14 protein-coding genes and 1 other annotated feature are annotated in these 13,191 nt (G+C 38.9%); of the genes, 2 read left to right on the forward strand and 12 right to left on the reverse strand.

Annotated elements, in window-relative coordinates:
• Window positions 1-332: 332 nt before the first annotated feature.
• From HSISS3_RS04950 to pepV, 3 genes are all read right to left on the reverse strand, one after another.
• Window positions 333-4,100, reverse strand: coding sequence for a YSIRK signal domain/LPXTG anchor domain surface protein (locus HSISS3_RS04950; RefSeq protein WP_021151932.1), 3,768 nt, complete (start codon window positions 4,098-4,100; stop codon window positions 333-335).
• A gap of 373 nt (window positions 4,101-4,473) precedes the next feature.
• Window positions 4,474-5,058, reverse strand: a complete 585-nt coding sequence (locus tag HSISS3_RS04955) for a uracil-DNA glycosylase family protein (RefSeq protein ID WP_021151933.1) — start codon at window positions 5,056-5,058, stop codon at window positions 4,474-4,476.
• Window positions 5,059-5,095: 37 nt separating this feature from the next.
• A complete protein-coding gene (gene pepV / locus HSISS3_RS04960) occupies window positions 5,096-6,502 on the reverse strand; it encodes a dipeptidase PepV (protein WP_021145455.1) in 1,407 nt (468 codons plus the stop codon).
• Between the two features lie 239 nt (window positions 6,503-6,741).
• Here pepV and HSISS3_RS04965 point away from each other — a divergent pair, with 239 nt between their 5' ends.
• A complete protein-coding gene (locus HSISS3_RS04965) occupies window positions 6,742-6,927 on the forward strand; it encodes a 4-oxalocrotonate tautomerase (RefSeq protein WP_002888803.1) in 186 nt (61 codons plus the stop codon).
• 78 nt (window positions 6,928-7,005) lie between these two features.
• Here HSISS3_RS04965 and HSISS3_RS04970 read toward each other — a convergent pair whose 3' ends face one another.
• The 6 genes from HSISS3_RS04970 to HSISS3_RS04995 form a co-directional block, all read right to left on the reverse strand.
• Window positions 7,006-7,467 (reverse strand): GNAT family N-acetyltransferase, encoded by a 462-nt coding sequence (locus HSISS3_RS04970; protein WP_021151934.1) that lies wholly within the window; start codon window positions 7,465-7,467, stop codon window positions 7,006-7,008.
• 42 nt (window positions 7,468-7,509) lie between these two features.
• Entirely contained in the window at window positions 7,510-7,869 is a 360-nt protein-coding gene (rplT, locus tag HSISS3_RS04975; protein WP_021151935.1) for a 50S ribosomal protein L20, read from the reverse strand.
• A gap of 56 nt (window positions 7,870-7,925) precedes the next feature.
• A complete protein-coding gene (gene rpmI, locus HSISS3_RS04980; RefSeq protein WP_021151936.1) occupies window positions 7,926-8,126 on the reverse strand; it encodes a 50S ribosomal protein L35 in 201 nt (66 codons plus the stop codon).
• A 38-nt stretch (window positions 8,127-8,164) separates the two neighbouring features.
• Complete coding sequence (gene infC, locus HSISS3_RS04985) at window positions 8,165-8,695, reverse strand: translation initiation factor IF-3 (RefSeq protein WP_008534523.1); 531 nt, start codon at window positions 8,693-8,695, stop codon at window positions 8,165-8,167.
• Window positions 8,696-8,708: 13 nt separating this feature from the next.
• Window positions 8,709-8,832 (reverse strand) — a sequence feature (ribosomal protein L20 leader region).
• A 23-nt stretch (window positions 8,833-8,855) separates the two neighbouring features.
• Window positions 8,856-9,536: a (d)CMP kinase gene (cmk, locus tag HSISS3_RS04990; protein WP_021151937.1), complete on the reverse strand. Its 681-nt coding sequence runs from the start codon at window positions 9,534-9,536 to the stop codon at window positions 8,856-8,858.
• A gap of 20 nt (window positions 9,537-9,556) precedes the next feature.
• Window positions 9,557-10,210 carry an SAG1386/EF1546 family surface-associated protein gene (locus HSISS3_RS04995; RefSeq protein ID WP_021145461.1) on the reverse strand — a complete coding sequence of 218 codons (654 nt, stop codon included), beginning with the start codon at window positions 10,208-10,210 and terminating at the stop codon, window positions 9,557-9,559.
• A gap of 45 nt (window positions 10,211-10,255) precedes the next feature.
• On the opposite strand from HSISS3_RS04995, the gene HSISS3_RS11610 reads away from it, so the two are divergent.
• Window positions 10,256-10,453 (forward strand): ferredoxin, encoded by a 198-nt coding sequence (locus HSISS3_RS11610; protein WP_081102602.1) that lies wholly within the window; start codon window positions 10,256-10,258, stop codon window positions 10,451-10,453.
• On the opposite strand, the gene HSISS3_RS05000 is transcribed toward HSISS3_RS11610, so the two are convergent.
• The 3 genes from HSISS3_RS05000 to HSISS3_RS05010 all read right to left on the reverse strand — a co-directional run.
• Window positions 10,428-10,937 (reverse strand): EbsA family protein, encoded by a 510-nt coding sequence (locus HSISS3_RS05000; protein WP_002888814.1) that lies wholly within the window; start codon window positions 10,935-10,937, stop codon window positions 10,428-10,430. The genes HSISS3_RS11610 and HSISS3_RS05000 overlap by 26 nt on opposite strands.
• A gap of 56 nt (window positions 10,938-10,993) precedes the next feature.
• The gene (gene pepT, locus HSISS3_RS05005) at window positions 10,994-12,217 is read right to left on the reverse strand and encodes a peptidase T (RefSeq protein ID WP_021145463.1); all 1,224 of its coding nucleotides are present in this window, start codon (window positions 12,215-12,217) and stop codon (window positions 10,994-10,996) included.
• Between the two features lie 72 nt (window positions 12,218-12,289).
• The coding region (locus tag HSISS3_RS05010; protein ID WP_205618668.1) for an N-acetylmuramoyl-L-alanine amidase at window positions 12,290-13,191 on the reverse strand (902 nt) is incomplete at its 5' end.

Raw genomic sequence — 13,191 nt, forward strand, 5'->3', positions numbered from 1 at the left:
TTTTAATATCAAAATATTTGATAGACAAAACCCTATTATTAATAGCGTTTTCGATACAAAAAGGAGGTTTAATTTTATAATATCTAGTCCAATTCGCTTTAATGTTTTTTATTGAAAAGATTATGAAAAATACATAACTATACGTTTTCATGCTACTTTTCATTGCGAGAATTAGTTCTTGATAACCTATTTCAGCTAAATTCTTTCTTCTAGTTTCCTAAATTAGTTTTAACAATCAAACTAGTTTAAGCTGATAAAACTCAAAGAATAGATAACAAAAAAGACTAGACTGTCTTGCATAGCAAAACAACCTAATCTTTCATTTTATCTTATTAATGTTTACGTTTGCGAGCTGACCATAGACCTGTAATTGCCATTGAAAGAAAGCCTAGACCTGTTACAGATGCTAATTTTTGGTTAGAATCACCTGTTTCTGGCAATACGGCGCTATTAGTTCTTTCTGTTTCTTGCTTAGCAACTACAGAAGAAGTTGGTGTAACGCTTGGTCCTGTAGGTGTTCCAGAAGTTTTTGGTTTTTGAGGAGTTGGTGGTGGCGTTGGTACTGGACGTGTTACTCGCTCAACAAGATAATTCTTATGCCATTTAACTTTAGGGGCTACAAGTTCCTTAGGTGAAACAGGTTTATTAGGTACATTAACTGTAACCATAGTTGGTGGCGTTGGTGCCTTAGGCTCAGTTGGTGGTGTTGGTTTGGTTGGCTCTCCAGGTACCTCTACGACTACTGGTGTAGGTGGTGTTGGAGCTTTAGGTTCTACTGGCGCTGTAATCTTACGTGGCTCTGCTGGCACTTCAACTAGTACTGGGGTTGGTGGTGTTGGAGCTTTGGGCTCTGTTGGGGCCTTAGGTGCCTCTCCATCAACTGTAACCACAGTGTAGTTAGGTTCTGTCGGTGGTGTTGGCGCTTTAGGTTCTTCTGGTTTGCTTGGTTCCGCTGGAACTTCAACAACTGTCGGAGTTGGTGGCGTTGGAGCTTTTGGTTCTGTAGGAGCCTTAGGTCCCTCTGCATCAACTGTAACAACTGTATAGTTAGGTTCTGTTGGTGCCGTAGGGGCTGTTGGCGGAGTTGGTTCTGTTGGTACCGCTGGAAGAACTTCCAATGTAATCGTTGGTGGTGTTGGAGCCTTTGGTTCTTCAGGAGCTGTTGGCTCTTTTGGCGCTTCACCTGGATTTTTTGGAATACCAACATTTGAGTTAATCGCAAACCAATATACTGTTGGTTGACCAGCAGCATTAGCTCCATTAGCCGTAAATACCAAGTGACCATCAGCCATCTTCAAGCCTGCTCCACCATAATAGAGGTATGGAGAAGATGGATTATCCCAACCTTCAAGAGTCGTTGAAGATTCACCATTAAAGATAGACCCATGTTCAATGTATTGGTTATCTTTAAATGATGTCACCTCTTTTGTAGCAGAATCATAAGAAACACTTGAATTTGGAATTGGAATGTATTTATTGTTTCCAACATTTACAGATTCTTGGTGCTCTACATTTTCAAATTTCTTCTTAGGAGTAAAGATGATACGTCCTGAAGTTGAATCAATCGTATAAGAACCGATAACATCATCTTTACCGTCAAATGTGAACTCATCTGTTCCGATAGAGTGACCATTCCCAGCACCGGAAGCATTGACTGAAGTTGCGTCGATAATAGTTTCTTCACTAACTGTAAATTCACTACCATTCCATGTCGCTTTTTGAGCTACAATTTTAATTGGATTTTCAGCAGAGATAGTGACGTCAGCAGTACCAAAGTCAGCTGTTCCATTTTTAACAACAACTGCATTGTTTTCAATGCTCATTGATGAACCATCTGCATATGGATTCCAAGTTCCTCGAACAGTGTTACCATTTTTATCCTTGGCTTCTACTGTAAGGGCACGAGGTTTATCCCCACTATCTACATAAGAAGCACCTGTCCAGTGGTTAAGAGAGTTCAACGCTACAATCGCATTGTACTGTGTCAAATCAAACTTATTGCCATTACCATCATAGAATTCAACATCTACAGCCACCTTAACTGGTTTATTTTGGTCTGTTGAAGCACCGACTGTAAGTGTTACAGTTGGGTCTGAGCTAACGGCTGCAATTCCTTTACCGTCATTTGATGGAAGAGTAAGAATTTCATAACGGTAAATCACGCGCTTGATAGGATGCATATCTGTATTTTCACGCATGCTTGACTGATTCAAATTGTCATAGGTTACAACAAATTTGTCACCTTCCTTAATTTGAATAAATTCAGTTTCATTATTTGCCCAAGGACTAGTTGCTACAATATCTGAAGCTTCCAATTTATTGGAATCATACTGATGTACGTTGCTTGTATTCAAACGAGCTTGAGCATCACGAGTGAGATAAGCGCTGATGCCATTGATGGTATGAATGGCTCCACCTTCACGTTGGAAGGTCAAATCTTGAACAGTTTCTACATCTTTTAGATCTTGGAAACCATTATCATTCATGTACTTATCATAGGCCGCTTTAGCATCTTTGTACTGTGCCAAAGCCGTTTGATATTCAGCAAGTTTTGTTTGGTATGTAGCAAAATCTTTGCCGTATTGCTCTAAATCTACATTGTATTTGGCAAGCTCAACTTCATACTTAGCTTTTGCAGCATCTTCTTCTGCTTTAATAACAACAAGTTGATCATAGGCTGCTTTATCTTTATCGTATTGCGCTTTCTTAGCTTGGTATTCTTGTAAATCTTTATCGTATTGTGCTTTAGCTGTATTATAAACAGCCATTTCTGCATCATATTTCGCTTTAGCTTCCGCATTAGCTGCATCAGCTGCTGCTTTTTCGACTACTTTGGCATCGTAGGCTGCTTTAGCAGTCTTGTAGGCAGCTAAATCAGTTTGATATTTTTCGTAAGCCGTATTGTAAGCAGCAAGATCTTTCTCATATTGCTCTTGAGCAGCCTTATCAGTAATTTCCGCTTGTGTTTTCTCAGCTACTTTAGCATCATAGGCTGCTTTTTTCGTATTGTATTCAGCTAGAGCGGCATCATACAAAGCCTTATTTGTCTTATATTCAGACAAGGCTACTTCGTAAGTGACCATTTCTGCATCATACTTGGCTTTAGCTTTTGCATTAGCTGCATCAGCTGCTGCTTTTTCGGCTACTTTAGCATCGTAGGCGGCTTTGGCAGTCTTGTAGGCAGCTAAATCGGTTTGATATTTTTCGTAAGCGGCATTATAAGTAGCTAGATCTTTCTCATACTGCTCTTGAGCTGCCTTGTTTTCGATTTCTGTACGAACTTTTTCAACTACTTTAGCATCATAAGCTTCCTTCTCAGCATCATATTTTGCCTTGTCTTTGCTGTACTGAGCCATAGCAGCTTCATAAACAGCCAACTGTACCTTGTAATCGGCTTCTGACTTAGCATTAGCTGCATCGGCAGCTGCTTTTTCGGCTACTTTAGAATCATAAGTTAATTTTTGAGTATTATACTCTTCCAATGCTGCATCATAGGCTTTTTTATCAGCTTGGTATTTAGCTAACCCTTTTTCATAAACAGCTTGATCAGTATCATACTGTGCTTTAGAAGCAGCGTTTGCTTTATCAGCTGCTGCTTTTTCGGCCACTTTAGCATCGTACTCAGCCTGAGCTTTATCATACTCAGCTACATCTTTTTTGTGGCTTTCTTTTGCTTTCTGATAATCAGAGACAACCGTATTAATCTCTTTTGATTGAGCTTGATTGTCAGCAATGGCACCCTCTAGGGATGTATGTGTTTGAGGTGCAGTTTCTTCGACTTCTACCCCTTCTTTTACCGCAGAAGTTTTAGCATCCTCAAGACTATCAGTTGTAACAACACTTGTTGTTACAGTGGTATTTCCTTCTTCTTTGACAGAAACAACTTGCTTCTCTGAATGATCAACAGTCGTTGCCGGATCAGCAGCAGTATCTGTTAGTACAGAAGCACTGAGTGGTGTATCAGTAGCAGCTGAAGTTGAAACCTCATCTGCATGTACACCAGTTGCCCCCATCGCAAGAATGGTTGTACCCAAAAGAACAGAAGCAGCTCCAAAGCTATACTTTCTGATTGAAAAACGTTGTGAATCTTTTCTTCCCATATCACAAATTTCCTTCTATATTTTCTTAACACCTAAAGTCTATCACTTTTAAACTTTCTGTCAATGGAATTGTCTTAATATTTTTAAAAATTTATACTCACTTTCAATTTGTAAGTATTATTTAATTGATTCTTTAGTTTAAAAGGATAGCTACCTTAATTTTATATGTTACTTCTTCTGAAAATTAGAATTAAATTGCACAATATAAGCTCAATATTAAAGTTTTGTTAATAATTTTTGCAACTATTTTTGTTATAGCATCAAAAAGAGCCCCAAGGGGCTCAAATCTTTATATCATTGGGATATGTTCTGTTACTTGCTTCATTAATTTGATAACAATACCTAATGACAATCCAAGTTCATATATCAGAAATCATTGACTTAAGATTTTTTTGACCAAGTCCTTCAAATCTGGAACTACTTCTTCCATAAACCATGGATTTTTGGCTTGCCATATATTATTTCTAGGAGAGGGATGAACGAGAGGAAAAAACTCTGGGAGATAATCTTTATAATGCTTAACTGTATCCGTTAATTTTGCCGATGATTTTTGATGCAAATAGTAACGCTGTGCATAGTTACCTACTAAAATCGTTAATTGAATATCAGGAGCTAAAGCAAGAACTTTCTCATGCCACTTGTCTGCAAATCCTTTGCGAGGAGGTAAATCACCTGATTTACCATGACCTGGGAAATAAAAATCCATTGGCACAATAGCAAACATGCCAGATTCATAAAATTCTTCTCGTGAGACACCCATCCAATCTCTGAGATTATCTCCACTAGGATCATTCCAATAAAGTCCTGACTCCTGTGCACGAATACCAGGAGCTTGTCCGACGATATTAATCCGTGCCGTTTTTGGAATGGTAAACAAGGGTTTTATACCTTGTTCCGTATAAACTTCATTTTGTTCATCAGCCATAATGGCTTTTGTCAATTCTTCAAGTGTTTCCATAATGTCCTCCAAAAAAAGAGACAGTCTGCCTCTTCTTTTATTTGATTAACTCATAGATAGCCTCTGCATAAATGGCAGCAGCACGGTACAAGTCCTCAACTTCAGTAAATTCATTGGCTTGATGCATCGTGTTGACATAACCTGGGAACATAGCTCCATAGGCAACGCCACGTTTAAGAAGACGTCCAAAAGTTCCACCACCAATGATTTGTTCTTCACCTTTAAGTCCTGTGTGTTTCTCATAAACCGAAAGAAGTGTTTGAACCATAGGGTCACTCACAGGTACATAGTGAGGAATATGTCCGTGTTCTGAAAGGGTGACCTCCTTAGGACCTTCAAGTTTTTCAAGGCCGGCCTTAATACCATCTACATCAACACCTTGAGGGTAGCGGAAATTCAAAGCGATTGTATTATCTTCTGATTCCTTATTGAAATGAAACACCCCAGCATTCATGGTCAATTCACCCATCTTAGGATCTGTGTAAGCAAGACCTACTTTTTCACCAAAGAAATCTTTATGCAATGTTTCAGCAATGACGTTCAAATAAGCTTCAGCATTCCCTTGGAAATCAAATTGGCTGAGGAAGAGAGCTAGATAGGTTGCACCATTAATACCTTTTTGAGGCATCATACCGTGAACTGATTTCCCATGAATAGTTACATGGAAGGCCCCAGCTTCTTCAGTCACCTGACCAGTTACTCCCTGATCAGCCGCAAAATTAGCTAACTTAGCCTCAAGTTCTTGCAAAGTGATAGGTCCAGTAAAAACAGCACTTGCAGATTCAGGGACCATATTTTCACGTAAGCCACCATTGAAGCTTACAAGACTAAATGCACCATCGTTTTGACCTTCAAAATGAAGATAGGCAGTGATATTTCCTTTTTCTCCATTAATAATTGGAAATTCAGCATCAGGAGAAAAACCAAAATCAGGATCTTTCAATCCATTATGCGCAAAATAATAAGCCATATCATCCCAACCAGATTCTTCATCTGTACCAACGATGAAACGAACACGCTTAGATACTGGAAGATTCAGCTCTTTAATAATTTTCAAAGCATAATAACAAGCCATTGTTGGACCCTTATCATCTGATGAGCCACGAGCATAAAGTTTACCATCTTTGATTACAGGTTCATAAGGGGCTGTATCCCAACCACTCCCAGCTGGAACCACATCCAAGTGTGCAAAGATACCCAAAACTTCATCGCCATGACCAAATTCAAAGTCACCAGCATAATTATCAATATTACGCGTCTTATAGCCGTCACGTTTAGCTAAAGCAAGAAAATGTTCCAAAGCTTTTACTGGCCCAGGGCCAAATGGGTGCTGTTCATCAACCTTACTGTCATCACGTTCTGAATTAATGCGTAACAAACCAAAAAGGTCCTCCATTAAATCATCTTTACGTTTATCAACTTCGGCACGAAAATCTATTGTCATAATTTACTCCTTACTGTCTCTAATTAGCACTATTTTACCATTTTTAGAAAGAGTTTTCATCCCCAGAGAATAGATCACATTAAAAAAGTAAACTATTATCTAACATCACAAGTCCCTACCAATTTCGAAAACGTTATAGTCTAACCTTGCGATAATATCATTTCAAGAATTTCCAAAAACTTTAGAATATTCTCTTAATTAATGCTATAATAGGACTATCAAAACTAAGGAGATGCATTATGCCATTTGTAAAAATTGATCTCTTTGAAGGTCGTACTCAAGAACAAAAAGTCGAGCTTGCTCGTGAAGTTACCGAAGTTGTATCACGTATCGCAAAAGCTCCTAAAGAAGCTATTCACGTTTTCATTAACGATATGCCTGAAGGGACTTACTACCCACACGGCGAAATGAAAAAGAAAAATTAATCATCATTAGCAGTCACTTCTGTGGCTGCTTTTATTCTTAAAAAACTGGAGAGGAACTCCAGCTTTATTATCATAGGGCTATTTTAGGATAGTTTCCATCTCTGTATATCTCGGTTTCATACCTAAACAATCATAAACATCATTATCATTCCATACGTGAAGTGTTACGTTATAACACCCTAGCTCCTTAGCATATTCCAAGGCGAATTGATAAAGTTTTTCACCTAATTTTTTTCCTCGAGCTTCCTTATCCACACAAAGATCGTCAATAAAAAGCGTCTTATGAGCCTTCTTGGGCCCATCATTTTCAGAAATATCTTGAATTATCAAAAAAATATGTCCCAGGATACACCCATTCTCATCTTCGTAAACAAAAATAGGCTTAGTTGAATCATTAATGACTACTTCTAACTCTGCATTAGTAAATTTACTACCTTCTGACTTAAAAATATCAGGACGCACTTGATGATGAACAATAAGAATCTGCTCCAAGAGTTCCTGTACTCTCGGAATGTCCTCAGTTTTTGCTAAACGAATCATAATTACCTCCATAAAAAAGATGGGACAAGCCCATCTTAATTCTTATTTACCAAGTTTTGCTTTAGCAGCTTCTGCAAGAGCTGTGAAAGCTGCTACATCGTTAACTGCCAAATCAGCAAGCATTTTACGGTTAACTTCGATTTCAGCCAATTTCAAACCATGCATCAATTGTGAATATGAAAGTCCGTTCAAACGAGCTGCCGCATTGATACGAGTGATCCAAAGTTTACGGAAATCACGTTTCTTTTGACGACGGTCACGGTATGCATAGTAGTAAGAGTTCATTACTTGTTCTTTTGCAGTACGGAACAAGATGTGTTTTGCACCATAGTAACCTTTAGCAAGTTTCAATACACGTTTACGACGTTTGCGTGATACAACGCCACCTTTAACACGAGCCATTTATATATTCCTCCGAATTAGTTCTAGTTTAGTTAAATTGTAATGCTTGTAGCGAATTAACTCATTTGAGAAAGCATTGATTTGATACGTTTAAAGTCACCTGAATGTACCAATGATGCTTTACGAAGGTGACGACGTTGTTTTTTAGTTTTACCGTGGAAACGGTGAGATGTGAAAGCACGGAAGCGTTTCAATCCACCTGAACCTGTACGTTTGAAACGTTTAGCTGATGCGCGGTGTGTTTTTTGTTTTGGCATTTTAAAATTCTCCTCTTAAAATAGTGTTAATTTGACAATTATTTTTTGTCAGGAATTGGTGCAAGTTGCATGAACATTTGTCGTCCATCCATCTTAGCTCTTTGCTCAATAATCGAAATATCTTGCGTTTTTTCAGCAAATTCCGCCAAGACCTTAGCTCCGATTTCTTTGTGAGTAATCATACGTCCTTTGAAACGGATAGAAACTTTAACTTTATTTCCTTTTTCAAGGAATTTACGACCATTACGAAGTTTTGTTTCGAAGTCCCCTTTATCGATAACTGGGCTCAAACGAACTTCCTTAACGGTAACAACGCTTTGTTTCTTACGTTGTTCTTTTTGTTTCTTTTGATACTCAAATTTGAACTTACCGTAGTCCATAATCTTCGCAACAGGTGGCGTAGCTTGTGGTTGGATAAGAACCAAGTCAACATTTGCATCATCTGCAATAGCTTGCGCTTCTGACAATGGTTTAATTCCCAATTGTTCACCATCAAGACCAACAAGACGAACTTCACGGACGCGAATTTCATCATTAATGAATAGATCTTTCTTAGCTATGATCTTCACCTCTTTATTTTTTTAGAGAAAAACAAAGCGGACTTGATAAACAAGCCCGCACACATTATATCCTATAATTGGATTTGACATGTTGGGCCAGACAACCTAGGTCGCAAGGCGAGAAGTTCTCACTTCTGCTTTTCTCATTGTTATTAGTATAACAATTGATTTATCCCCTGTCAATAATTTTCTTCGCTTTTTCTTGAATAAATTCCACAACGCCATCAATTGACACTCCTGTGGTATCAAAAGTAATAGCATCTTCAGCCGGTTTCAAAGGTGAAACCTTACGGTGGCTATCTTTATAGTCACGTTCAGCAATTTCTTTCTTAAGTGTCTCAAGATCAGCCGGAATACCTTTTTCGATATTTTCCTTATAACGACGTTCTGCACGTTCATCGACAGAAGCAATCAAGAAAATCTTAAGTTCAGCATCCGGTAGGACAACTGTACCAATATCTCGACCATCCATGATAATGGCCCCTTCCTCAGCAATGCGTTGTTGCTGAGAAACAAGCTCTTTACGCACTTCAGGAATGGCGGCAACCCAAGAAACGTTGTTAGTCACTTGGTTATCACGAATAGGATGAGTTACATCAACATCGCCAACATAAACTTGCTGGCTACCATCTGCTGCTTTCCCAAATGAAACAGAATGTTGAGAGAGTTGCTCTAAAATTTCTGGCACATTATCTTCAGTCAAACCATTTTGCAACGCTAGATAGGTTGCAGAACGGTACATAGCTCCTGTGTCGAGATAAGTATAGCCAAGATTTTTTGCGATAATCTTGGCTACAGTACTTTTTCCACTAGACGCAGGACCATCAATTGCAATTCTAATATCTTTCATGATGTTCCTTTGCTATTAAATTATTGAACGTTAACGACATCTCCTGGGTTAGCATACCAGTAACCACTTGTCATGTGATCTGGGTTAAGGCGTTCCAACTCACTTACAGAAATACCTGCACGTGCTGCAATAGAACCAGCACCTTCTCCAGATTGGACAACGATAGAAGATCCATCAGCTGCTGCAGAACTTGATGCTGTTGTTTCAGTTGCATCAGCATCTTCTTCTTTTGAAGCATGTTTTGAGGAGCTTGATGATTTAGTTGCTGAGGATTTCTCTTTTGAAGATTTTTCTTTAGTAGATTTCTCAGTTTCTTCGTCCTTGCTTGAAGCCTTTTCACTTGATGATGATTTGACAACTTTGCTTGTTGATGATGAATAGAAACCAGAAGATTCTTTAGACTCAGCTGTTTTGTTTCCTCCAACATTTGATGTGTAGAAAACAAAGAACAAAATACAAACAACAATGATGAAGAAAAGTCCTAAAAGAACTGTCAAGAATGACGAATTGATGAAACCACCCTTGTCACGCTTTTCATCTGACGAATCATTGTCATCATCTTCTTCATAGTCATCGTAGTCTTCATACTCATCTTCATCATCTAGAAAATCAGCATCAACAACATCTTCCAACTCTTCGTCAGAAACTTTTTCTTCCCATGGTTTTTTACTCATGTTATTCTCCTTGTAAAAACAATAAATCTATTTTAAAATAATACTATGAAAGTATCATTAATTCCAGAAAAATGTATCGCCTGTGGTTTATGCCAAACCTACTCTCCTATCTTTGATTATGACGACGAAGGTATAGTTAGGTTTAGAGATAGCGACCAACTTAGCCTAATCATTGAAGATAGCCCCGAGACCTTGACAGCTGTCAAGTCTTGTCCGACTAAAGCCCTTTTTTGCGAAGTTTAAGCTTAAGGGCTTTTTTTGATTCCTCATAGAAGGCAAAATAATCAAAATTGGTCATATGATCCATCAGCTCTACTTCTCCCTTAAAATCGGGATGAAGGGCTAAAGCATCTAAAAAATACTTCTTAGGCCACTTTCTCATGTAAAACTGACGTTTCTTTCCATTCTTGAAAATAAAACTTAGGCCTGTCTTAACCACTTCGATTTTTTCAATATCACTAATCTTAACCTTACGTGGCTTAAAGATATTGAAAGAAACAATACCAAGATTTCCTTTATCATCGATAATGAAGTAACGATGAAATCCTAAACCAAATAGGGCAACGAAAATAGTGAATAGCATCAGAATATGATAAGGCACCGAGTACAACTCGAAGAGAAGGGCCGCAGCAATAAAGATAGGTGTAATAGCTAATGACCAATAAATGATTAGCCAAGACAATTCCGGTTGCCAATGGTAACGATACTTGCCGAAAATTTTTATCATCTCAGCACCTCCATTACTTTTAATTCTACCATAAAATTAGTATTTAGCAAGCTCAATTAAGGTTTACTGACAATTCCAAGAATAACATCTACGGCTTTTTCCATTGTCTGCAAGGAAACGTACTCATAACGGCCATGCATATTTTCACCACCTGCAAAGAGATTCGGTGTCGGAATGCCCATGAACGAAATTTTTGAACCATCAGTTCCACCACGAATTGGTTCAATAACTGGTGTAATGTCAAGCTCTTCCATAACTTCCTTGGCTAACTCGACAGGTGTCATGTCTTTTTCAATCACTTGACGCATATTATAGTATTGATCTTTGAGTAGCAACTCAACACGTTTTTGACCATATGCCTGATTCATCTTATCGGCAATTTCTTGGAAGCTTGCTTTACGATTTTCAAAGGACTTGGTTTCAAAATCACGAATAATATAAGAAGATTTCGCTTCTTCAACAGTACCTGTCATGATTTGAAGATGGTTGAAACCTTGATAACCATCTGTCAACTCAGGACGGTCCTCTGCTGGCAACTGATTATGAAAATCAATGGCTAACTGCAAGGCATTAACCATCTGACCTTTTGCTGTCCCAGGATGAACGTTACGGCCATGGAAGGTCAGCTCTGCTCCTGCTGCCGAAAATGTCTCGTACTGCAATTCACCCAAGGGACCACCATCAACAGTATAGGCAAAATCAACATCAAAATCAGCAACATCAAATTTGTCTGCACCAATTCCAATTTCTTCATCAGGGCCAAAGCCTACACGAATCTCACAGTGTTTGATCTCAGGATGAGCCTTCAAATAAGCCAAAGCTGTCATGATTTCAGCAATACCAGACTTATCATCAGCTCCTAGCAGTGTTGTACCATCCGTCGTAATAAGTGTCTGACCGACATAATTCTTGAGATTTGGAAAATCAGCTGGGTCTAGGTTATAACCTGAAGTCCCAAGAGAAATAATACCACCATCATAGGAATCAATGACCTGTGGTGACACTCCTTCTGCATTAAAATCGGCAGTATCCATATGTGAGATGAAACCAATCTTACGTGTTAGTTGAGCATCGTTAGCTGGGAGGGTTGCTACTAAGTAGCCGTTACTTTCCAAATAGTGGATATTAGTCAAACCCAGTTCTTCTAATTCTGGTTTTAGAACCTCCAAGGCAAAATCAACCTGGCTTTGGGTTGTTGGGGTTCTTTTTGAATTCTCATCACTACGTGTATTGATTTTGACATAGCGTAAAAAACGCTCTAAGAGTAAATCGTAAGCCATAAGCACTCCTTTGGTTATATTTATTTCATTATAGCATAAAAGCCCATCAAAATGATGGGCTAACCTTATCACTTAAACATTAGATTCTTTTTCGTAGTAAGCCTTAATTCCTGCTACAATCGCATTTGCCAAAGTTTCTTGGTAAGCAGACGTCGTCAAGCGAGCTGCTTCCTGTGGATTTGACAAGAAACCTAGTTCTAGAAGGACTGCCGGCGCTGTTGTTTCTCGCAAGACCGCAAAGGTGCGACGCTTAACGCCCTGATTCTGAGCTCCAGTTGCGTTAATAAGGCTAGACTGAATAGCATTTGCCAGGGTATCACTCATGCTCAATCGAGTCGGATTGGCATGATAAGCCGCATTAATACGTGAAGGATATTCCGCATAAGGTTGGTAATAATAAGTCTCGATACCTTGCACATCAGAGCTTCCTGCAGCATTGATGTGGATACTTACAAAGATATCTGACTCAGAAGCATTGGCTGCACGTGAACGGTCAGTCAAGTCCACGAAGCTATCGTTGGTGCGTGTGGTCACAACTTGATAGCCTTCTGCTTCTAGTTTAGCTTTCACCCGACTTTGGATAGCCAAGGTCAAACTCTTTTCAGAAATGCCAAAATAAGAAGCCCCTGGATCATAGCCACCATGGCCCGCATCTAGATAAACAATCTTATTAAAGACATCATAGTTTCCTCGAGAGGCTGAGCCGATTTTCTTAGGAGCTACCACGTCAACAGAAGTTGCACCAAAACCAACATTCTTACCCGATGCATCTGTCAAATATCCGTGAACGATGTACTTGCCTGAATTCCACTTGTGTTGGCTGGCAGAAACCGTCACCTTATAGGAACCATCCTCCTGTTTTGTAGCATTATGCCAAACAAGATCGTCTTGACCATTTTGGTCAGACCATACAGGGATAACGACACCTGTAATCCCACCTGGATTGGTGAGATTGGTGATAACAACATCAAAAG

The organism is Streptococcus sp. HSISS3 (assembly GCF_000448605.1).
Lineage (GTDB): Bacteria > Bacillota > Bacilli > Lactobacillales > Streptococcaceae > Streptococcus > Streptococcus raffinosi.

What these genes read in the sequence shown, in the direction of transcription:
- rplT (WP_021151935.1), bottom strand. Translation starts at nt 7,869, where the DNA reads ATGGCTCGTGTTAAAGGTGGCGTTGTATCACGCAAACGTCGTAAACGT.
- rpmI (WP_021151936.1), bottom strand. Translation starts at nt 8,126, where the DNA reads ATGCCAAAACAAAAAACACACCGCGCATCAGCTAAACGTTTCAAACGT.
- pepV (WP_021145455.1), bottom strand. Translation starts at nt 6,502, where the DNA reads ATGACAATAGATTTTCGTGCCGAAGTTGATAAACGTAAAGATGATTTA.
- HSISS3_RS04995 (WP_021145461.1), bottom strand. Translation starts at nt 10,210, where the DNA reads ATGAGTAAAAAACCATGGGAAGAAAAAGTTTCTGACGAAGAGTTGGAA.
- HSISS3_RS04955 (WP_021151933.1), bottom strand. Translation starts at nt 5,058, where the DNA reads ATGGAAACACTTGAAGAATTGACAAAAGCCATTATGGCTGATGAACAA.
- HSISS3_RS04965 (WP_002888803.1), top strand. Translation starts at nt 6,742, where the DNA reads ATGCCATTTGTAAAAATTGATCTCTTTGAAGGTCGTACTCAAGAACAA.
- pepT (WP_021145463.1), bottom strand. Translation starts at nt 12,217, where the DNA reads ATGGCTTACGATTTACTCTTAGAGCGTTTTTTACGCTATGTCAAAATC.
- HSISS3_RS05000 (WP_002888814.1), bottom strand. Translation starts at nt 10,937, where the DNA reads ATGATAAAAATTTTCGGCAAGTATCGTTACCATTGGCAACCGGAATTG.
- cmk (WP_021151937.1), bottom strand. Translation starts at nt 9,536, where the DNA reads ATGAAAGATATTAGAATTGCAATTGATGGTCCTGCGTCTAGTGGAAAA.
- HSISS3_RS04970 (WP_021151934.1), bottom strand. Translation starts at nt 7,467, where the DNA reads ATGATTCGTTTAGCAAAAACTGAGGACATTCCGAGAGTACAGGAACTC.
- HSISS3_RS04950 (WP_021151932.1), bottom strand. Translation starts at nt 4,100, where the DNA reads ATGGGAAGAAAAGATTCACAACGTTTTTCAATCAGAAAGTATAGCTTT.
- HSISS3_RS11610 (WP_081102602.1), top strand. Translation starts at nt 10,256, where the DNA reads ATGAAAGTATCATTAATTCCAGAAAAATGTATCGCCTGTGGTTTATGC.